14 protein-coding genes and 1 tRNA gene are annotated in these 21870 nt (G+C 61.2%); 7 read left to right on the top strand and 8 right to left on the bottom strand.

The annotated features are described in order from the left end of the window. The first annotated feature begins 298 nt into the window (after positions 1-298). Complete coding sequence (locus ACYVHT_RS14510) at positions 299-979, top strand: hypothetical protein (protein WP_460553085.1); 681 nt, start codon at positions 299-301, stop codon at positions 977-979. A 75-nt stretch (positions 980-1054) separates the two neighbouring features. Continuing rightward, the gene (locus ACYVHT_RS14505; protein ID WP_460553141.1) at positions 1055-1588 is read left to right on the top strand and encodes a hypothetical protein; all 534 of its coding nucleotides are present in this window, start codon (positions 1055-1057) and stop codon (positions 1586-1588) included. On the opposite strand, the gene ACYVHT_RS14500 is transcribed toward ACYVHT_RS14505, so the two are convergent. The 6 genes from ACYVHT_RS14500 to ACYVHT_RS14475 form a co-directional block, all read right to left on the bottom strand. After that, positions 1542-1673 (bottom strand): hypothetical protein, encoded by a 132-nt coding sequence (locus ACYVHT_RS14500; protein WP_460553082.1) that lies wholly within the window; start codon positions 1671-1673, stop codon positions 1542-1544. The two genes, ACYVHT_RS14505 and ACYVHT_RS14500, sit on opposite strands and share 47 nt — an antisense overlap. A gap of 23 nt (positions 1674-1696) precedes the next feature. Then, complete coding sequence (locus ACYVHT_RS14495; protein ID WP_460553079.1) at positions 1697-2038, bottom strand: helix-turn-helix domain-containing protein; 342 nt, start codon at positions 2036-2038, stop codon at positions 1697-1699. A 19-nt stretch (positions 2039-2057) separates the two neighbouring features. Next, complete coding sequence (locus ACYVHT_RS14490) at positions 2058-2396, bottom strand: type II toxin-antitoxin system RelE/ParE family toxin (RefSeq protein ID WP_460553076.1); 339 nt, start codon at positions 2394-2396, stop codon at positions 2058-2060. Between the two features lie 232 nt (positions 2397-2628). Beyond that, positions 2629-3072: a hypothetical protein gene (locus tag ACYVHT_RS14485; protein ID WP_460553073.1), complete on the bottom strand. Its 444-nt coding sequence runs from the start codon at positions 3070-3072 to the stop codon at positions 2629-2631. Between the two features lie 46 nt (positions 3073-3118). After that, the gene (locus ACYVHT_RS14480) at positions 3119-5425 is read right to left on the bottom strand and encodes a GH92 family glycosyl hydrolase (RefSeq protein WP_460553070.1); all 2307 of its coding nucleotides are present in this window, start codon (positions 5423-5425) and stop codon (positions 3119-3121) included. A gap of 107 nt (positions 5426-5532) precedes the next feature. Then, positions 5533-6669 (bottom strand): WG repeat-containing protein, encoded by a 1137-nt coding sequence (locus ACYVHT_RS14475; protein ID WP_460553067.1) that lies wholly within the window; start codon positions 6667-6669, stop codon positions 5533-5535. 42 nt (positions 6670-6711) lie between these two features. On the opposite strand from ACYVHT_RS14475, the gene ACYVHT_RS14470 reads away from it, so the two are divergent. Continuing rightward, positions 6712-7197 carry an HNH endonuclease gene (locus tag ACYVHT_RS14470; protein WP_460553064.1) on the top strand — a complete coding sequence of 162 codons (486 nt, stop codon included), beginning with the start codon at positions 6712-6714 and terminating at the stop codon, positions 7195-7197. A 30-nt stretch (positions 7198-7227) separates the two neighbouring features. On the opposite strand, the gene ACYVHT_RS14465 is transcribed toward ACYVHT_RS14470, so the two are convergent. Further along, positions 7228-7301: transfer RNA gene (locus tag ACYVHT_RS14465), tRNA-Arg, on the bottom strand. 53 nt (positions 7302-7354) lie between these two features. Continuing rightward, entirely contained in the window at positions 7355-8707 is a 1353-nt protein-coding gene (locus tag ACYVHT_RS14460) for a Pycsar system effector family protein (protein ID WP_460553061.1), read from the bottom strand. Positions 8708-8905: 198 nt separating this feature from the next. On the opposite strand from ACYVHT_RS14460, the gene ACYVHT_RS14455 reads away from it, so the two are divergent. The 4 genes from ACYVHT_RS14455 to ACYVHT_RS14440 all read left to right on the top strand — a co-directional run bounded on the left by ACYVHT_RS14455 (position 8906) and on the right by ACYVHT_RS14440 (position 21711). Then, positions 8906-13027, top strand: coding sequence for a metallophosphoesterase (locus tag ACYVHT_RS14455; RefSeq protein WP_460553058.1), 4122 nt, complete (start codon positions 8906-8908; stop codon positions 13025-13027). A 322-nt stretch (positions 13028-13349) separates the two neighbouring features. Then, positions 13350-14648, top strand: coding sequence for a M43 family zinc metalloprotease (locus ACYVHT_RS14450; RefSeq protein ID WP_460553055.1), 1299 nt, complete (start codon positions 13350-13352; stop codon positions 14646-14648). Between the two features lie 291 nt (positions 14649-14939). Next, positions 14940-16976 (top strand): GEVED domain-containing protein, encoded by a 2037-nt coding sequence (locus ACYVHT_RS14445; RefSeq protein ID WP_460553052.1) that lies wholly within the window; start codon positions 14940-14942, stop codon positions 16974-16976. A 451-nt stretch (positions 16977-17427) separates the two neighbouring features. Beyond that, positions 17428-21711 (top strand): beta strand repeat-containing protein, encoded by a 4284-nt coding sequence (locus ACYVHT_RS14440; protein WP_460553049.1) that lies wholly within the window; start codon positions 17428-17430, stop codon positions 21709-21711. Positions 21712-21870: the final 159 nt, after the last annotated feature.

The raw sequence follows: 21870 nt of genomic DNA, 5'->3' as shown, positions 1-21870 counted from the left end.
GGGCGAGGGTGTTGGGGGAGCCGAAGCAGGTGTTTGGACGAGGGGCGAAGGTGTTGGGGCGAGGGAGGAGGGTATTGAGACGAGGGGCGGAGGTGTTGGGGCGAGGGGGGAGGGTGTTGCGGAAAAAGTGGGGGGTGTTGGGGCGAGGGGAGGAGGTGTTTTGCTACTGGGCGAAGGGGGGGGAGGAAGTGCGTGTGGGGTGCCGTTGGTTTGCCGGCAATAACATGTAGATTGGGGACCGTAAGCCGGGCTTGCGACGCGGGCAGAGCGGTTCTGTCAATTATCTACCCTACTGCAGATGAAACAAGAGAAAGAAGACCAACTGGCCATGTGCGGGCGCGTGGCCGCCTACCTCACCGACCACGCAACGGAGCTGGCCAATAGCCCGGTAGCCGCCGAGCAAGCCAGCGCGGTGACAGCGGCCTACAGCCAAGTGGCGGGCGCACGGGGCGGTACTGCCACCCGCACCAACAAGCTCACCGACGCGGCTACCGCTGCCAAAAAGGAGCTGCTGGATTTGCTGCCGGCGCTGCTGGGCCCACTGGGCCGGGTGGCGGCCCGTCTGGGCGATGCCAACCTGCAAGCCGCCGTGGCGCTCAGCAACAAGCAGCTGCGCAAGCTGCGGCCGCTGGCGTTTATTGGGGTGGTGGGCGCGGTGCTCCAAAGCGCTGCCCGCGCCGACGTGGCCCCCGAACTGGCCAAGCAGGGCCTCACGCCCAAGGCGCTGGCCCCCCTTAGCAAGGCGCTCGACGCCTTCCGCACCGCACAGCCCGCCACCCGCAAAACCATTGATGAACGGGTGCGCGCCGGCGCGGCCCTCGAAGACCTGCTCGCCGACCTGATGGACGAACTCCGTACCCTCGACGAGGACCTAAAAGCCTTCAAGCTGCTCGACCGCCCGCTCTACGACGGCTACACGCAGGCCCGCAAGATTATCAACTCCGGCGGCGGCGGCAAGGAGAAACCGAGCGAGGCATAAGTTTCGGTAGGATTGGAAATGAAGCCGCCCGCTTCCGGTTGGGGAGCGGGCGGCTTTTTGTAAGTTACTTCAGATATGATAAGTAAGATTTCAAATCAATCAGTACGAGTTCTGGCTGTGCAAACCATCGCAGTGGTATTGCTGGTAATTGGGGTGAGGCAGCTTTTTCTGATTCGGGATATTGACGCCATTGAATTGGCAAATCGATACGGAGTATCAGAAGTGGCAAAGCATCTTCAAGTGAAATATGGAGATGCAATGAGTGAGAAAATTGCTTCTATGATGACGCGAGATGCTTACGCGACCACACTCGCAATAGTAGTAGGCTGTTTCTTGTCAGCAATTATAATTTGGCGTAGTGCAGTAACGCGCTTACTGCCAATTGGCCTTTTTTTATGCTCAATATTGATAAGCAAGAGCGGTTTTTATCACTCTCGCTTCGTATTGGCAATCACCAATTTGCCTCACTATATGTTCCATTTATTTAGCACAGAGGCAATGTTAGGTGCCACTGGTGTGTTATTTATCGGGGTGGCGGTGCTAGTCCTTTTTAATAAAAGACTCAATGGCTTGTTAGGTATGACTTCGCCGGTCGCGGCCCCATCGTAAACACCAACACCCCACCCTTCGCCACGTCCTGCTGCGCCAGAAACGGCTGCGTCAGCGGTTGCCCGTTGCCGGTGACTTGCTGCACGTAGACGTTTTTGGCGCTTCGGGTTAGGCCTGGGGCAGCGCGGGTTGCAGGAGAATCTTCACTTCCACGTTCAGGGCTTTGAAGACGCGGCGCAGGGTATCGAGGGTGACGTTAGAGGAGTTGCGCTCCAGCTTGCTGATTTGAGACTTCTGTACGCCGAGGCGTTGGCCCAGCTGGTCTTGGGTGAGGTGGTTGCGCAGGCGGTACTCGCGGATGGACTGGGGCAGGAGCTCGAGGGCTACGCGGGCTTCGTACTCGGCGCGGTCGGGGGTGCCGGGCGCGCCGAATAGCTCGTCTTCGACGTCGTTGAAGGCGGTGAGCTGGAGCGGGGAGTCCTGATAGGAAATAGGGGCAGTGGCCATCATGAGGATAGGTTAAGGTTGCTTATTTGCCGAAGTGCCGGCGCTTCATCTGTTCGGCTTTCTTGATTTCCTGCGGTGGGGTTTTCTGGGTTTTCTTATCCAGGCCGTGGGTGCAGACAATGAGGGTTTCGACGGCGCCGCGCGTGTCCCAAAAGGCAAAGAGGCGGTAGGTATGGTTGGGCGCACTGACGCTGAATTCATAGATGCCATCGGTGTTGACCAGCTTCTTGAAATTCTGAACGGGCTGGCCGCTCTGGAGCTTGCGAATGCTGGCCCCGAATTCCTGCCGGGTGTCTTTCTCCAGCGCTTTCAGGAAGTCCCGCGCTTCGGGAGTGAGCACCGCAATAATGGGCTTGGACATGGTAGAAGCAGGAGAAACTCAGAAGCTGATGCTGTGGAAGGATACAGCACGAAGATATAGAAGGTTTCCTTATGAAGACACTTATGCTTTAAGAAACCCTCCAGCTACTCAACTCCGGCGGCGGCAAGGAGAAACCGGCCGCGGCCTAAGTTTCGGCCGGATTGGAAATGAAGCCGCCCGCTTCCGGTTGGGGAGCGGGCGGGTTTTTTATGTAGCAAATAATTCTGCTTAATTAATTATCTCTGCCATAAAGTATGGCTTTCCCATTCTGTTCTGTCGCAAGCCGTAACAATTGTCTTTGGAAATTATCAATTGCGCTTGGCTCTACAATGATTTCTAATTTCAGTTTATCCTTTTCATTTTCCCGAAAATCTGTTGCTACATTTTCTTCCAGGTTTATTAGTAGGCCAATATAGCCGAAGCTATTAAATGGATAAAAGAGCATCGCGAAATAGGCGTAACCGTCTTTCTTGCCTGTTTCGTGAATTAGCATTTCGCTGTTACTTGAGTACCCAAGTAAGGATTTCGCAAAAGCAATTAGTGCTTCACTTGTGTCATAAACTTCTGTCGTGCCGGCATAACGGCCGTTAGAGGCTGTGACTTTCAACTCAAACATGTGCTCATCCTTCCATACTATTTCTAGCTCTAGAAACGAAGTGTGATTATTAGTTTCCATTATATTGCATATTGGTTTTAGATAAGTAATTAGATTCCAGCGAACACTATTTCCGCGCTGGTTTTGCCCCCATCACAAACACCAGCGTGCCGCCTTTCGCCACGTCCTGCTGCGCCAGAAACGGCTGCGTCAGCTTTTGCCCGTTGAGGGTGACTTGCTGCACGTAGACGTTTTTGGCGCTTTGGTTTTTGACCTGGATGGTGAAGGACTGGCCGTTTTCGAGGTGCAGGACGGCTCCGTGCACGAGGGGGCTGCCGAGGGCGTACTGGCCCGAACCGGGGGCGACGGGGTAGAAGCCGAGGGCCGAGAAGAGGTACCAGGCGCTCATCTGGCCGCAGTCGTCGTTGCCGCCGAGGCCGTCGGGGGTGGGGTGGTACTGGCGGGCGAGGATGTTGCGGACCTGGGCCTGGGTTTTCCAGGGCTGGTCGGTGTAGTTGTAGAGGTAGGCGGCGTGGTGGGCGGGCTCGTTGCCGTGCACGTAGCCCCCGATGATGCCCTCGCGGGTGATGTCCTCGGTTTCGGCGAAGAACGAATCGGGCAGGTGCATGGTGAAGAGGGAATCGAGGTGGGGCACGAAGCGGCGGTTGCCCCCCATGCGGGCAATGAGGCCGGCGGGGTCGTGGGGCACGGCGAGGGTGTAGTTCCAGGCGTTGCCCTCGATGAAGCCCTGGCCGTTGGTGCTCAGCACGTCGAACTTGGGGCGGAAGCTGCCGTCGGCCAGGCGCGGGCGCATGGCGTTGGCGCGCGGGTCGAACACGTTTTGCCAGTTGGTGGCGCGCTTGCTGAACTCCTGGTAGAGGTCCTGGTGGCCGAGCTTTTGGGCGAGCTGGGCGATGCACCAGTCGTCGTAGGCATATTCGAGGGTAGTGGACACGGAGGTGCCGCTACGCTCGTTGGGCACGTAGCCCCGGTCGATGTAGTCGCCGAGGCCGTCGTACCAGCGGTGGCGGGCGGTGGCCACGCAGGCGGCCAGGGCGCGCTCGGCCTGGGCGGGCGGCACGGCTCCGTTCAGCACGGCATCGGCTACCACGGAGGTGCTGTGGTAGCCGCTCATGCACCAGTTTTCGTTGGCGTGATGGCTCCAGACGGGCAGCATGTGCTCGGCGCTCTGGTCGTAGTGGGCCAGCATGGATTGCACCATATCGGCGTTGCGGCTGGGCTGGATGAGGTTGAAGAGCGGGTGCAGGGCCCGGAAGGTATCCCAGAGCGAGAAGGTGGTGTAGTTCACGAAGCCCTCGGCGCGGTGGGTTTGCTGGTCGAGGCCGCGGTACTGGCCGTCGGCATCCTGGTACACGGTGGGGCTGAGGCAGGCGTGGTAGAGGGCCGTGTAGAAGTTTTCCTTATCGGCCCGGTTGGGCGTCTGGATGGTGATTTTGCTCAGCTCCTGCTGCCAGAGCTGCTGGCCGACGCGGCGGGTCTGGTCGAAATCCCAGCCGAGCAGCTCGGCGCGCAGGTTTGCCAGCGCCCCGGTTGCGCTCACGGGCGAGAGGGCAAACTTGACCTTGATTTTCTCGCCCGCCACGGTGCTGAAATCGAAGTAGAGGCGCAGTTGGCGGCCGGCCTGCTCGGGCCAGTTCTTCGTTTGGTCGAAGCGGCCCCAGAAGCCGCGGTAGATTTCCTTCGGGTCGTACTTGCGGGCGCCGTAGGTTTTGAAAGGCTTCGAGAACTGCATGGCGAAGTACTCGGTGCGGGTGCGGCCCCAGCCGGTGGTTTGGCGGTAGCCGGTCACGAGCGAGTCGTTTTCGATGCGCACGTAGCTCCACACATTCTTATCGGGGTAGTTGTAGATGCCGGCCATCATATCGAGGATGATGTGGGCCGGCTCGGTGCCCGGAAACGTGTATTGGTGGAAGCCCACGCGGGTGGTGGCCGTGAGCTCGGCGAGGATGTTGTGGTCGTCGAGCTTCACCTTGTAATATCCTGGCTCGGCTACCTCGTTCTGGTGCGAGAAGGCGGAGCGGTAGCCGCGCTCGGGGTGGTCGGCGGTGCCGGGGTTGAGCTGGAGCGGGCCGGTGGTGGGCATGAGCAGGAAGTCGCCCAAATCGGAGTGCCCCGTGCCGCTGAAATGCGTGTGGCTGAAGCCGACGATAGTTCGGTCGTCGTAGTTATACCCCGCGCAGTACTTGTAGATGTCGGGGTTGTATTTGCCGTTCAGTTCGTAGCTGATGGTGTCGGTATCGGGCGAGAGCTGCACCATGCCGAAGGGCACGGTGGCGCCGGGGTAGGTGTGGCCCATCTTCTGCGTGCCCACCAGCGGGTGCGCGTAGGGCACGAGGTTTTCGGACTGGGCAGTGGGCTTTTGGGCGTGGGCGGCGGCGGCAAGCAGCAGCAAAGGCATCAGAAGTTGCTTCATGCCGCCAAGATAGCGCCCCTCACGAGACCCCTCCAGGGCAGTCCCTCTCCCTGGGAACAGGAGAGCCCCGGCGGCGCGGGTGGTAGGGCAGGCGGGCCCGACGGAAGCTAAAGTGACACGCTGAAAAGCCGGTACCCTTCCGCCGTCCGGATAAAGGCAAAATGCTCCTGCCGCCCCGCGCGGCTTTGGCCGGAGGCGTCAACCGGACTGATGACCACATTGAAAACCGGATATTTTTCCCGAAAATGCTCGTTGCAGTCGGTGAGGAAGGATTGAAAGCGCGGGCCGCTGAAGATGAGCGTGTTCAGGTCTTCGGAGAAAATGCTGACGTTTTTGGCGCCGAAACGGAGGGTGCTCAGCTTCGAAAGCAGTGCAGACTGGTAGAATTGCCGGACGAAGGCAGCCCGTTCGAAGTGCTGCCAGTCGCGGAACGGCTTGCCGGAGGCCACCAGCTCGGAGTAGCAGAAGGGGGCGGCCTTCCCGGCCGCGCCGGTGCGGATAGCGGGCACGAATACGGTGTAGAACCAGCGGGTAAATTCTTTTTCGTAATCCGTGAACGTGTATTGGTCGTCGTTCACAGCGCGAAACGTGCGGGTAGTGGCGGTGTCGATGGCCGGGGCGTTGATGCGCAGCGAATACCAGTTGAGGTTGGTCAACTGGTCCTCGGGTAGGTTGTCGGCCAGCACTTCGTTGCTCGGGTTGATGAGCACGTTCCGGCCGCCGACCCAAATGGCGTGCTCGCATTGAGTGGTGTCCTTTTCCCCGCTCAGGCATTTAAGATGCGCCCCCATCCGGGCGGCTGTCAGTCCGTTATGGAACGGCATCACGCTGTTGTAGACGGCAGGAATGCAGACGTGGCCGGCGCTATCGAAAAAGCCCACGCGGTTCCGCTTTCGGTCGCGAAAGCGGATTTTGCCTTCGCTCTCGCAATCAAACGTGTAATCAAACATATACACGCTGTCGCGGCCCACCTGCCGGCCGTTTTTCAGCAGGTAATACTGCTGCAGGGTGGCACGCTCGCTCACGGCCATGATGTGCCGGAAGCGCTGCGCGTTGGTGAAGCTGCCAAACATTGCAGGGATGCGGATGTGGCCGTCGGCATCCTTGTAGCCATACGCATAATCTTCTTTTTTTTCGATGGCAAACTGCGTCCACGCATCCGGGGGCGGCGCGGCGCCAGGCTTCTGGGCGAGGGCCGGCGCGGCGAGCAGCAGCAGGTGCAGGAGGTTCGCCAGCTTCTTCATGCGGGGTAGTAAATGCGAAAGCAATATCCAGTAATTTGAGCCATGAATAACTGCCTGCACTGCGGCGTCGAAACAGCTAACGCGAAGTATTGCTCCCGTTCTCACGCTGCCATCCATACCAATCAGCAAGCTCCCAAGCGGCAACTAACGCGCAAATGCGCAGAATGCGATACCCTGATTCCCGGCAGCCGGCAGTTTTGCGCCGCGCATGGCAAGCGCAAGGCCGATTACCGGTTGCTAACCGTGGCGCAGCTCAAGGCCAAAGATGCCATCAAGCACCCCAGCTACTACCGGGGCTACCTCAACAGCATTACGCGGCTGCTAAATGCGCACCGTCTGCGGGTTTGTCAAGTGTGCGGCTATGACAAGCATGTAGAGTATTGCCACAAACGGCCCATCGGGGATTTTCCTGATTCTGTTGCCGTACAAGTCGTTTCGGGGCCGGAAAATATTCTGGTACTGTGCCCCAACTGCCATTGGGAGTACGACCACGGCCTACTAACAGAACACCCCGCACTACTCAGCTAGTTAAAGCAAGCGGTGCGGGGTGTAACTATGTGAGCCTGACAGGAATCCAACCTGTACTCTAGCCCTTAGGAGAGGCTTGCTTTATGCAGTTAAGCTACAGGCCCGGGTAATAAACTTCTTCTCAAAGATAAGGCAAGTCTACCAATACGAGGCCTTGCTACATCTTATACAGCAGCGCAATGCCGAACGACAGCGCCGTGAGAATGAGCCCGACCATGAAGATGGTGTAGCTGGTGCGCAGCAGGCGGTACTTGCGCGTGAGCACCTCGCCGAGGTAGTAGATGTCCGTCACCATGTTGTTGTAGAGCATGTCCTTGGTGCGCATCAGCTCGCGCATGCCGTTCTGGAAGTTGTCGAGGTTGAGCTTGGTGAACTGGCCGAAGAACAGCAGGTTGACGCGGCGGTTGGTGGCAATTTCGGGGCTTTTCTTGAGCCAGGCAAAGCTGGTCACATCGGGCTGGGCCGAGAGAATGGCTGTGATAACCGAGCCCAGGGCCGTCACCAGCAGAATGGCCATCGGAATGCCCAGCACCGGGTTGCCGCTCATCATGGGGCCCAGGGCGCCGGCCTTGCCCATCTTGGCCCCCAGGTAGGTGATGATAACCGACATGAGCACGGCGTTGAGCTGTATCATCATGCTGGCCTTTTTGTCGGCCATGTCGCTGAGCTTCATGTGGTTCGAGTACATGGTGCGGAACATGGTTTCGATGCCCCGCTTGGGCTCGGCGAAGGTATCGGTCTTTTCCTTGCTCTTTTTCTTGTCCTTTTTCTCCTTCTTCTTGAGGTGGTCGCGCTGGTCCTCGATGTTGTTTTTGAGGTCCTTCTTGTAGCGTGCCTTGCCGGCTTCGGACTGGTACTTGTGGGCCAGCATGAAGTTGAGCTGCAGCTCAGTCCACTCCGGGGTGGTGTAGGTTTTGTCGAGCACCAGCTCCCACTCGGTGCGCAGCAGCTCGGCGCGGGAGCGGAAGTCGTCGCGCGCCAGGTTGCTCATGTCGGCATCGACGAGAATTTTCTGCAGCTCGGTTTCGGGCGGCGAGTCGCGGTGCGTGCTTTTGATAAGGCCCTGCACCAGCTCGATGCGGGCCTTGGGCACCTGGTGCTCGGTCAGCCAGGCCCCGGCGCGCTCCATGCTGCGGAATTCGTGCCCGTCGTACACATCAAGGTAGCCGGCATCGTGAAACCAGGCGGCCAGCAGCAGGGCTTCGGCGTCGTCGGCGCTGAGGCCGGCGGCGGGGGCCAGAGTGCGGCACTCCTTCACCACGGTTTCGGTGTGGCTCAGGGTGTGGTAGGTAAGCTTGGCGCTCAGCTCCTTGCCGAACAAATCGGTGATGTAGGCCTGGGCCTCTTTCACCAGGGCCGAGGCTTTGGCTTTGGGGTTCTTGTCGCCCTCAGAATCGGGCGGCAGCTCGGTGCTGGCCGCCTGGGGAGGCGCCACCACGGGCTTTTCTACCTGCGCCGTCGGGGCGGGCGCGGCCGACGATTCCGCGGTTTCGGGAGTAATTTCTTTCATGAGAGGCGAAGCTACGGCCCGCGCATCCGGCGGGCCCGCCGGCTTTCAACGCGAAGCATCGGCTGTAAGTTAAACAGCCGGCCCTAACCGCACTGCCGCGCTTTGCGTAACGGGCGCTAGCCGGCCGCTCCGGCGCTGCGCGTAAATTTACCTTAATGCCCGGCCGCCGCCCTGTGGCCGGGTTTCGTACCTTCTTACATGACCCTACTTCGCCGCCTTACTTTTCTGCTTGCCTGCTGGCTGCCGTTGGCCGTTGCTGCTCAGGCCCCTAAGCCACCCAAACCGCCCAGACCGCCCAAGGAAACCCAGAAGGAAATGCCCTCGCCGGGCGAATCGGACCAGAACCCCCACGTTTCGCGCCCCAACTACCGCAAGTCGGGGGTGAACTGGCAGAAAAATATCCCGCCCGATTCTTCGCGCATCCGCTACCGCGTGTTCCTGATTGGCGACGTGGGCAACCCCATTCTGCCCGAGAAGGGCGGCGAGCCCAGCCTCAATTTCCTGCGGCAGCAAATGATGAAGGCGGGCAAAAACAGCACCACCATCTACCTCGGCGATAACATCTACAACTACGGGATGCCGCCCGAAGGCTCCTACGACCGCAAGATTGCCGAAAAGCGCCTCACCACCCAGCTCGACATCTTCAAGGGCTACCCCGGCGAGAAGTACATGACGCCCGGCAACCACGACTGGATTCAGGGCAATGTGGGCGGCCTGGCCCAGGTGAACCGCGAGCAGGCCTTCGTGGAGCAGTACATGCGCAAGGATTCGACCTCCTTCAGCTACACCGGCGACTTTTTCCTGCCCCGCGACGGCTGCCCCGGCCCGTTTGAAGTGCGCGTGCAGGACGACCTGGTGCTCATTGCCCTCAACTCGCAGTGGTTTCTGACCCTGCCGGCCAACCGCCCTTTCGGCCTGAACGGCAGCTGCGGGGCCGACAACAACGACGACGTTTTCGCGGCGCTCGAAGAAATTATTGCCCGCAACAAGGACAAGCACATCATGGTGTTTGCCCACCACCCGCTGTTCAGCGACGGCATTCACGGCGGCTACTTCACGCTGGCCGACCACATCTTTCCGCTCAGCATCGTCTTCAAGTACGCCTTTCTGCCGCTGCCGGTCATTGGCTCCATCTACCCGTTTGCGCGCAAGTACGGCGGAATCAACCAGGACATTCCGCACCCCATGTACCAGGCCTACCGCAAGGGCCTGCTCGATATTTTTGCCAAGTACCCGAACGTTGTTTACTCGGCCGGGCACGAGCACAACCTGCAGTACTATAAGGAAGGCAGCGCCCACTTCATCGTGAGCGGCTCGGGCTGCAAAACCCAGCACGTGAAGCCCGGCGACGGCGGCGGGGCCATTTTTTCGGACAAGGAGAAGGGCTTTGCCGAGGTGAACTACTACGATGATGGCCAGGTGTGGGTGGAATATTTCATCCCGCAGGGCAATGGCCAGACGGCCCGCCGCGTGTTCCGCACGCCCATGTACGCCAAAACCACCGGAGCCATTGCCACGCAGCAAGCCCAGCCCATTTCGGAAACGGCCCTGACCACCACCAACGGCGAGCCCGGCGGCAAGAAGCTGCCGCAGACCGAAGAGGCCATCAAGCAGAAGGAGAAAGATAAGGACAAGAAGCAGGAGGCCAACGCCGAAGCCATTGCCAAAGCCCCCATTCCGACGAAGCGCCCCGACTTCCGCGACAGCTCCGTGACGGTGGCCATCAACCCGAAATACAACCAGCACGGCGGCTTTCACAACTGGCTGCTGGGCGAGCACTACCGCAAGGAGTGGGCCACGGCCGTGAAGTTTAAAACCCTGGACCTGGCCAACGACAAAGGCGGCCTGATGCCCTACAAAACCGGTGGCGGCAAGCAAACCGCCTCGCTGAAAGTCCGCAACGAGGCCGGCTACAACTTCACGCTGCGCGGCATCGACAAAGACCCCGCTGCCGTGCTGCCCGAGCAGCTGCGCACCGGCCTGGCCAAGGCCGTGCTGCAGGACCAGATTTCGGCCCAGCACCCGTACGCCTCGTTTGTGCTGCCGCCGCTGGGCACGGCGGCCGGCATTCTGCACACCAACCCGGTGCCGGTATACATTCCGCAGGACCCCTTGCTGGGGCAGTATTACGCGCAGTTTGCCAACCTGCCCGCCGCCCTGGAAGAAGACGCCAAGGACAGCCAGGACAACGTGGAAAGCCTCGGCTACGCCAAAAACCTGGTGGGCACCGAGAAGATGCTCGACCGCTTGCTCGACGACAACGATAACCAGGTGAACCAGAAGGCCTTCGCCCGCTCGCGCCTCTTCGATATGTGGATTGGCGACTGGGACCGGCACGAGGACCAGTGGCGCTGGAGCGAGAAGAAGAACAAGGACGGCGACCGCACCTTCACGGCCGTGCCCGAAGACCGCGACATTGCCTTCTTTAAGGGCGATGGCGTCCTGCCCTACCTGATTTCGCGCAAGTTCGCCATCCGCAACTTCCAGAATTTTGGCTACGACTACGCCGACTTCCGGGGCCTGAACCAGACCGGCATGAGCAACGACCGGGTATTCATGAGCGCCGTGACCCGCGAGGACTGGATTAAGGAAGCCGAATACATGAAAAGCCACCTCACCGATGCGGTGATTGAGCAGGCTTTCCGTGAGAAGTGGCCCAAGGAAATCTACGACCTGCACGGCAAGGAAATCGTGGCCAAGCTGAAAAGCCGCCGCGACCTGCTGCCCAAACTGGCCGGCGACTATGCCGACGTGCTGGCCGAGATAGTGGAGGTGCGCGGCTCCAGGAAGAACGAGAAATTCACCGTGGAGCGCCTCAACAACCGCAAAACCCACGTGGTGATGCAGAAGATTAACAAAGACGGCAAGCTGACCAAAATTCTTTACGACCGCACGTTTGATGACGCTGTGACTGACGAGGTGCGCCTCTACGGCATCAGCGGCAAGGACGTGTACGACGTGCGCGGCGACGTGAACCGCGGCGTGAAGCTGCGCATCATTGCCGGCACGGGCCGCGACTCCATCACCACCCGCGACCACGTGGGCGGCCTGCTCCACAAAACCCAGATTTACGACGCCGACACCGGCAACGTCATCAACGCCAGCACCGAAGCCCGCAAGCGCCTGGAGCCCGGCTACGAGGTGAGCCGCTACGACTACCCCCACCGCTTCGACCTCAAGGACTACCGCCTCGACTACGTGGGCCCGGCCCTATACTTCGGCTATAACATCGACGATGGCATCCTGCTGGGCGGCGGCGTGACGTATCGCCACTACGGCTTCCGCCGCGAGCCGTATTCGTGGGAGCAAACCATCACGGCCAACTTCGCGCCGGCCCGCGAGGCCTACAACATCCGCTACACGGGCCAGTTCACCCGCATTTTCAAGAAGACCGACCTGCACATCGCGGCCCAGTACTACGGCCCGCAGCTGCTGTATAACTTCTTCGGCATTGGCAACAACACGGTGAACCTGGCCACGGCAGACGAAAACCGTGGCGTGGTCACGAACCGCACCGTGAACAGCGCTTACCGTGTGCGTTTCCAGCGCTTCACCATCGCGCCCACCTTCGAGCGCAAGCTGTTCACCTTCCTCAAGTTTGGCATCGGGCCGCAGTACGACCAGTTCCGCATCGAGAAAGACCCCATCGGCTCGGTTATTAAGGATAGCCTGACCAACAAAGCCGGCGTGACCACCTACGAGAACCGCCGCTTCGGCGTGCGCTCCTCCGACTTCCAGACCAACCAGTACCTCGGCGGGCTGATGTACCTCAACCTCGATGCCAGCTCCTCGGCCAAAAACCCGCGCATCGGCCTGCGCTGGTACAACGAGTTCCAGTACAACTGGCAGCTCAACCAGGAAAGCCTGAGCTTCGGGCGCTTCAGCACCGAGTTCCGGGCCTACCTCACGCCCAACTTCCCCTTCCACCTCACCTACGCCGGCCGCATCGGCTACCAGCACAACTACGGCGACTACCGCTTCTACCAAGCCAACACCCTGGGCGGCACCACCAACCTGCGCGGCTACCGGCGCACCCGTTTCGCGGGCCGCACCGCCATCTACGCCAACTTCGAGCCGCGTCTGGAGCTGTTTTCCTTCAACGCCTACCTCTTCCCCGGCAAGCTCGGCGTGATGGGCCTGGCCGACGTCGGCCGCGTGTATTCCGACAACGATACCGGCACCTACACCGGCCTCAACGCCTTCCATAGCGGCTTCGGCGGCGGCATCTACGTCGATATTCTCAAGGCGGCCGTCATCAACGCCACGTATTCGGTGGGAGAGGAGAAGCTGATTTTCGTAGGCTTCGACTTCCTGTTTTAAGCGGGCTTTTTCTGGTGCCCCGCCGGAGGGCGCTGAGTGGCGTAAGGCTGCTCAGCGCCCTCCGGCGGGGCACTGTCTTTGCCGGGGCCGCCGCCGCGAATTGAAGGACATTATCAGAACAGTACGGGTGTTAAGGTCTATTATCAAACATTTTGCTTTTTGTATATAAATGAAATAATTGTTGCGATAAATGCAGATTTATTGGCGAAACATTAAATATTTTTGAGCGTAGCGGTTGATATGCCCAGCTATTTCGGTTAGCTTGCCAACAGCTTAACGCCATCACTCACCACTTTTCCCATTTTTATTGTCCCACTACTACATGAACAGACTTTGTTTTTCGGCGCTGGCCCTGCTGGGTAGCGCCGTTCCGGCTTTTGCCCAGAACGTTCAGAGCCGCCTTGTGCTCGATACCAAAGCGGAAACCGCGCCCGTCATCACCCGCCGGGCCTGCGGCACCATGGAGGTGCTGGCCGCTCAGCTCGATGCTGACCCGGCTCAGGCCCAGCGCATGGCCGCCATCGAGGCGCACACCCAGCGCATGCTGGCCAACCCTGCGCTGCAGCGCACCACGGCCGGCACCATCACCATTCCGGTAGTGGTGCACGTGCTCTACAGCACTGCCGCGCAGAACATTTCCGATGCCCAGGTGCAGTCGCAGATTGCCGTGTTGAACGAAGACTACCGCAAGCTGAACGCCGATGCCGGCAATACGCCCAGCATTTATGCCGGTCTGGCCGCCGATGTGAACGTGCAGTTTGTGCTGGCCAAGCGCGACCCCAACGGCAACGCCACCACAGGCATCATCCACAAAGCTACCAAAACCACTTCCTGGCGCACCGACGATGCCGTGAAGAAATCGAAGCGCGGCGGCGACGACCCGTGGGACGCTACCCAGTACCTCAACCTGTGGGCCTGCAACCTGGGCCAGGGCCTGCTGGGCTACGCGCAGTTTCCCGGCGGCGCGACGGCCACCGATGGCGTGGTGATTTTGTATTCGGCTTTCGGCAGCCGCGCCAAGTACCCGGCCGGCACCTACACCACCACCTACGACCTGGGCCGCACCGCCACCCACGAAGTGGGCCACTGGTTGAACCTGCGCCACATCTGGGGCGATGACAACGGGGCCTGCACCGGCTCCGACCTTGTGGCCGATACGCCCAACCAGGGCGCCGAAAACTACGGCTGCCCCGCTTTCCCGCACGTATCGTGCTCGAACTCGGGCGACATGAGCATGAACTACATGGACTACACCGACGACCGGTGCATGTACATGTTCTCGACGGGCCAGAGCGCCCGTATGAACGCCGTGTTTGCCGCCGGCGGCCCGCGGGCGGGCATCGCCACGTCGCTGGGGGGCACTGCGCCGCGTGCAGCCGTTGCGTCTGCCGTTTCGTTCTACCCCAATCCTGCCACCGATGTGCTGACCCTAGACCTGCCCGCCGGTGCAAAAGCAGCCCGGTACGCCGTGCACGTGTACGACCTGACCGGCCACGAAATGAGCGGTGTGCGCTACGACGGTACCGGCCAGGTGCAGGTAGGCTCCCTGCCCAAAGGCCTGTACTACATTGCCATCACCAACGGCAGCGAAACAACCCGCCAGCATTTCGAGAAGCAGTAGCACTACCTGCCATCCTTCGTTGCCCGGCCCTGTCGCACCAGACAGCGCATTGCAACAACATCCGCCTGAGAGCCGCCCGATTGGGCGGCTCTTTTTCGTTGAGCAGCACAGCTATAGGGAAAGCTGAAGATGAGCTAATGGTGAATTTTCTGCCTGATGCCTAATAAATTATTAAAATGATACCAGATAATGTATTTATTGCATGTAATGCCATAATTTTATTCATAATGATGCGAAATTTTTAATAGCTTGCCGGTCCAAGTCCCAATTTTTTAACAAAAACCCGTTTACATGAAAACAAAAGTTTACGCAGCAGCGCTCGGCCTTGCAGGGTTGTCGCTCTCATCTTTCTCCGCAAATGCGCAGGCGCCCGCTCGCCGCACCTGCGCCAGCGTGGAGGTGCTACAGGCGCAATTGGCCGCCGACCCCGGCATGGCCCAGCGCATGGTCGCCATCAACAACCAGGCAATGCAGTTTGCCGCCAGCCAGGCGGCCCAGCAGGTCGGCACGGCCCAGCGCACGTCAGCCATCACGGTTACTATTCCGGTGGTGGTGCACGTGCTCTACAGCACAGCGTCGGAAAATATTTCCGATGCCCAGATTCAGTCGCAGATTGACGTACTGAACGAGGACTACCACAAGCTCAACTCCGACTACACCAAAACCCCCAGCGTGTTTGCCAGTCAGGTGGCCGATGTGGGCATTCAGTTTGTGCTGGCCAAGCGCGACCCCAATGGCAATGCCACCACGGGCATCGAGCGCAAGAGCAGCACCACCACCAGCTGGGGTACTGCCGATAAAATCAAGAGCACCAGCACGGGCGGCCTCAACGCCTGGAACTCCAGCCAGTACCTCAACCTGTGGGTGGGCACCATTGGCGGCGGCATTCTGGGCTACGCGCAGTTCCCGGGCGGCGCGGCCAGCACCGACGGCGTGGTGATTTCGCCCGTGTACTTTGGCCGCACCGGCACCGTGACGTCGCCCTACAACCTGGGCCGCACCGCCAGCCACGAAGTGGGCCACTGGCTGAACCTGAACCACATCTGGGGCGATGACAACGGGGCCTGCACCGGCACCGACAACGTAAGCGACACGCCCAACCAGGCTTCGGAAAACTACGGCAAGCCCACCTTCCCGCACGTGTCGTGCTCGAACGGCCCGAACGGCGATATGTTCATGAACTACATGGACTATGTGGACGACAACGCCATGTTCATGTTCTCGACCGGCCAGAGCACCCGCATGAATGCGCTGTTTGCCAGCGGCGGGGCCCGCGTGGGCCTGCTCTCGTCGCTGGGCGGCGTGGCACCGTCGGGCGGCACCTGCCCCACGCCTGCCAGCCTCGCAGCCAGCAGCATCACCAATACGTCGGCCACGGTATCGTGGGCCGCAGCTTCGGGCGCGGTGTCTTATAACCTGCAATACCGCGCCTCGGGCGCCAGCACCTGGACCACCGTGAACCAGACGGCCACCAGCAAGTCGCTGACCGGCCTTAGCGCCGGCACCACCTACCAGTACCAGGTGCAGACGGTGTGCAGCGGCAGCACCGGCGCTTACAGCGCCACGGCATCGTTCACCACCACGGGCGGCACGGCCGTGACGTATTGTGCCAGCAAAGGCACCAGCGTGAGCTATGAGTACATCGACTACGTGGCCCTGGGCAGCATCAGCCGCACTTCGGGCGCCGATGCCGGCTACTACAACGGCACGGCCAGCAGCACCACGCTGGCCGCCGGCTCGGCCCAGACCATCAGCTTCTCGGCCGGCTTCACCGGCTCGGCTTACGCCGAATACTTCAAGGTGTACATCGACTACAACCAGAACGGCGTGTTTACCGACGCTGGCGAAACGGTGGTTTCGGCTGCGGGCAGCAGCGTGGCTACTACCCGCACGGGCAGCTTCACGGTGCCCACCACGGCCAAGAACGGCGCTACCCGCATGCGCGTGGTGATGAGCGACAACAGCGCCACCACCAGCTGCGGCAGCTATAGCTACGGCGAAACCGAAGACTACACCGTGACCATCAGCGGCGGCGTGGCCCGCACCGACGGCAGCACCGCCCGCACCGGCAACCCCAACGCCGCCGCCGACCAGTACACGCTGTACCCCAACCCGGCTACCGACGTGCTGAGCATTGCTCGTCCGCTGAGCGCCGACCCCGAAGCGCCCTTCACGGTGCGCGTGTTCGACCTGCGCGGCAGCGAGGTAAAAGGCCTCACCATGAGCGAGGAAGGCCAGCTGAACGTGTCGGGCCTGCGCCCCGGCATTTACATGCTGACGCTGAAAGATGGTGCTTCGACCACGCACCAGCGCTTTGTGAAGCAATAAGGAAGCGAGTGCCTTAGGCACTGAGTAGCAGCAAGGCCCCGACGATAAGTCGGGGCCTTTTTTTGTGCCGGCTGATGCCGGGGTAATGCTTACTCTGGCGCCTACATCGTTCACGCTGAACCTGTTTCAGGGCTGGCTGAAATCCTGGAATTGCTCCGGAAAATGAACGGGTTCTTCATGTTGCTGAATTTTTTTTCACAAAGCCAAAAAAATGTTGGTGTTGCGCTTTTGGCAGAAAATGGTCGGTATCGGCGTGGCAAGCGTTGGCAGAAGGTGAAATAATTATGAATATCTAAGGGGTAAACGTTTGCGGAATTAATATTAAAATAAGATTAAAACGATGCTTTGTTGAGATATTGGCAAATATTGAGTAACTAGGGTGGTAGAATTTACACTTTTTGCAAATTCTGCGCGAGGTTTTGCGCTTACTTTTTTACCACACTCTTATCTTATGAGAACAGTTACTTTGCTGCCTGACCACGGGCGAAAACTGCACGGCCGCATGGCCCGGTTCGGCCGTTGGCTGGGGGCCGCCTGCCTGCTGCTAACCAGCCCGGCAGCCTTTGCCCAGCTGAGCGGCACCTACACCATCAACAGTGCCCAGCCCACGGGCGGGACCAACTACGCCAGCTTTACGGCGGCGGCGGCGGCGCTCAATGGCTCGGGCGTGAGTGGCCCGGTGACCTTTAACGTGAGCGGCGGCCCTTACACGGAGCAGCTGACGCTGAACGCGGTGACGGGTACTAGCGCCACCAACCGCGTGACGTTCAACGGCAACGGGCGCACCATCCGCTTCGGGGCCAGCGTGACGGGCGAGCGGGCCGTCATTGCCCTGAACGGCACCGACTACGTCACCATCGATAGCCTGAACGTGGACGCCACCAACGGCGGCACGCCCGGCACCTACGGCTGGGGCGTATTCCTGACCAACCAGGCCGACAACAACATTGTGCGCCGCTGCGTGGTGACGGCGGTGGACAACGCCACTACCACCAACTTCGCCGGCATTGTGGTGAGCGGCAGCGCCACGGGTGCCACCACGGCCGGCAACTCGGCCAACAACCTGCTGCTGGAAGGCAACACCGTGAGCGGCGGCTACTACGGCATCACCCTCACGGGCACCAGCAGCACTACGCGGGGCACCGGCAACGTGCTGCGCAACAACACGGTGCGCGACTTCTACCTCTACGGCCTGTACTGCTCGTACCAGCAGGGGGCGCAGTACGTGGGCAACGACGTGCACCGGATGAACCGCACGGCGGTGAGCACCTTCTACGGCATGTATATCTACTACAACCTGAACAGCGTGGTGCAGGGCAACCGCATTCACAACCCCTTCACGGGGGCGGGCGGGTCGACCTCGGCCATGTACGGCATCTACTATTACTACTCCGATGGCACGGCGGCCGCGCCGGCGCTGGTGGCCAACAACCTGGTTTACAACATTGACGGCACCGGTACTACCTACGGCATCTACCACTACTACTCCGACTACGTGGATTACTTCCACAACACGGTGACGCTGGACAATGCGGCCATGGGCACGACGGTGCGGGGCCTCTACCAGTACATGGCCGTGAACGCCACGCTGCGCAACAACATTTTCGCGGTGACGCAGCCGGCCAGCACGTCGGCCCATGCGCTGTACGTGTACCAGTCGGGCACGGCCGCGCCCACCCTGGTTTCGAACCACAACAACCTGTACGTGGGCTCGGGCAGCAATGCCTACGTGGCTTACTACGGCACCAGCAGCACGGCTACTACCGGCAGCGCGGCCACGCTCACGGCCTGGCAGGCTTCGAACAGCAACCTGTTCGACCAGAACTCGCAGTCGGCCAACCCGTACTTCCTGAACGCCGCGGCTGGCAACCTGACGCCCAGCGCCGCCGCCCTCGACGGGGCCGGCTCGGCAGTTACGCTGACGCGGGTGCCGCGCGATTTCAACAACGTGCTGCGCACCAGCCCGCCCGATATCGGGGCGGTTGAGTTTACGCCGGCGGCGAATGATGTGGCGCTGCGCCGCATCGTGTCGCCGATGTCGCCCATTGCGGCGGCCACGTTTCCCGTCACGGTGAGCATTCGCAACAACGGCGGCACGGCCCTGACTTCCGTCACGCTGGCCTACACGCTGAACGCCGGCACGGCCGTAACTCAGGCTTTCACGGGCCTGAACGTGGCCTCCGGCGATACCGCCCAGCTCACCTTTACGACCCGCGCGGCCTTCGCCAGCGGCTGCACCACGCTGCGCGTGACGGGCAGCCTGCCCAACGGCGGTGCCGATGCCAACGCCAGCAACAACACGGTGGAAAGCACGCTGTGCACGGCCATGGCGGGCACGTTCACCATCAACAACCAGCAGCCTACGGGCGGCACCAACTTTGCCAGCTTCACGGCGGCGGCGGCGGCCCTCAGCCAGGGCGGCGTGGCCGGACCGGTGACGTTCAACGTATCGAACGGCCCCTACACCGAGCAAATCAGCCTGAGCCCGCTCACGGGCAGCAGCGCCACCAACCGCGTGACGTTTAACGGCAACGGGCGCACCATTCAGTTCGGTTCGAACACCACGGGCCAGCGGGCGGTGATTGCCCTGAACGGGGCCGACTACATCACCATCGACAGCCTGAAGATTGACGCCACCAACGGCGGCAGCCCCGGCACCTACGGCTGGGGCGTGCTGCTGACCGGCGGGGCCGATAACAACATCATCCGGCGCTGCGTGGTGACGAGCTCGGAAACTTCGACCAGCTCCAACTTCGCCGGCATTGTGGCCAGCGGCAGCGCTACCAGCGCCACCACCAGCGGCAACTCGGCCAACAGCCTGCTGCTGGAAGGCAACACCGTCATCGGCGGCTACTACGGCATCACGCTGATGGGCACCAGCACCACCGTGCGGGGCACCGGCAACGTGGTGCGCAACAACACCGTGCGCGACTTCTACTACTACGGCGTGTACGGCTACTACCAGACCGGGGCGCAGTACGTGGGCAACGACGTGAACCGCGCCACGCGGGGCGGCGGCACCTTCTACGGCATGTACCTGTACTACAACGGCGGGGTGCGCGTGGAAGCCAACCGCATTCACGACCCGTTCATTACGCCCACGGCCTCCACGTTCTACGGCCTGTACCTGAGCTATGGCGACGGCACGGCCGCCGCGCACAGCCTGGTTATCAACAATGCCATTTACAGCGTGGCCGGAGCATCAACGGTGTACGGGGTGTACCACTACTACTCCGACTACGTGGATTACTTCCACAACACGATTTCGCTGGACAATGCCACCACCGGCACCAGCGTCCGGGCGTTCTACCAGTACATGTCGGAAAACACTACCCTGCGCAACAACATCTTCTCCGTGACGCAGCCGGGCACGGCCTCCTACGCCATCTACGTGTACCAGACGGCGGCCACGGCGCTCACGCTCTCCTCGAACTACAACGACCTGTACGTGGGCACGGGCAGCACGGCCTTCATCGGCTACTTCGGCACCAGCAGCACGGCTACTTCGGGCGGGGCGGCCACCCTCGCGGCCTGGCAGGCACTGAACAGCAACGCGTATGACGCCAACTCGCTGTCGCTCGACCCGCGCTTCCGCTCGGTTACCGACGTGCGCCCCACCAACGTGGGCCTGAACAACACCGGCACCCCCACCACCATCGTGACCGTGCCCCGCGACCTGGCCGGCGTGCTGCGCACCAGCCCGCCCGACATGGGCGCGTATGAGTTTACCCCGACCCAGAACGACGTGCAGGTGGTGAGCATCGACGGCCCGGCCACCACGGCCACGCCGGGCGTGAACCCGGTCATCGTGACCATCCGCAACGGCGGCACGGTGTCGCTCACCAGCGTGACGCTGAGCTACGCCCTGAACGGCGGCACGCCCGTTACGCAGGCTTTCAATGGCCTGACGCTGGCGGCCGGGGCTTCGCAGCAGTTCACTTTCGGGCAGGGCGTGGCAGTGCCCAGCGGCACCAACACCCTGACCGTGACGGCCAGCCTGCCCAACGGCCAGGCCGACGGCAACCCGAGCGACAACACCCTGACCACCACCTTCACGCAGCCCACGCCCGACAACGACGAGCCCTGCACGGCCGTGGCTCTGGGCAACGGCCCGACGACCGGCTCGAACAGCGGCGCCAGCACCACGGTGCAGCCCACCATCATCACGCCGGCCTGCTCGCCGGCCAACTTACCGAAAGACGTGTGGTTCACCTTCACGCCCAGCGGTACCAGCACCACTCTCACCCTGACCGGCGCTGCCGCCGGCATGGTGCGCGTGTTTACGGCCGTGACCTGCGCCAACGGGCCGTTTACGCAGGTGTTCTGCGCCGGCAGCGGGACCAGCAACACCAGCGTGGGCACCGTGACCGTGGCTGGCCTGACGGCTGGCCAGCGCTACTACGTGGCCGTGAGCGGCTACGGCAGCTCCGATACGGGCGGGCAGTTCACCATCAGCGCTACCGGCCTGGTGCTGGGCACCAAAGCCCAGACCAACAGCGCGGCCCTCACCGTGTTCCCGAACCCGAGCAACACCGGCAGCCTCATGCTGCAGGTGGCCCGCCCGCTGGGCACCGGTACCGTGGAGCTGCTCAATGCCCTGGGCCAGGTGGTGCAGCGCCAGCCGCTGGCTGCCGGCGAGCAAACCATCGGCACGACGGGCCTGGCCGCCGGCCTCTACACGCTGCGCGTGCAGGGCGGTGGCGAGGTGCTGACCCGCAAGGTGGTGCTCCAGTAAGCCTTTCCAAATCTGTCTTTCTGAGCTATTCTTTCAAACTGGAGCAGCCCCGGCCATTCGGCCGGGGCTGCTTTTTTTGGCGCCCACCGGGTTCAGGAAGCGTGTCGCCTCTGAGCATTTCGTGAACGTCACATAGTTGAAGCTTCGCAGAAAGTCGGT

This window comes from Hymenobacter daeguensis (assembly GCF_054780555.1).
Note: the sequence above shows the minus strand (reverse complement) of the source record. Positions and strands in the feature narration are given on the sequence as shown.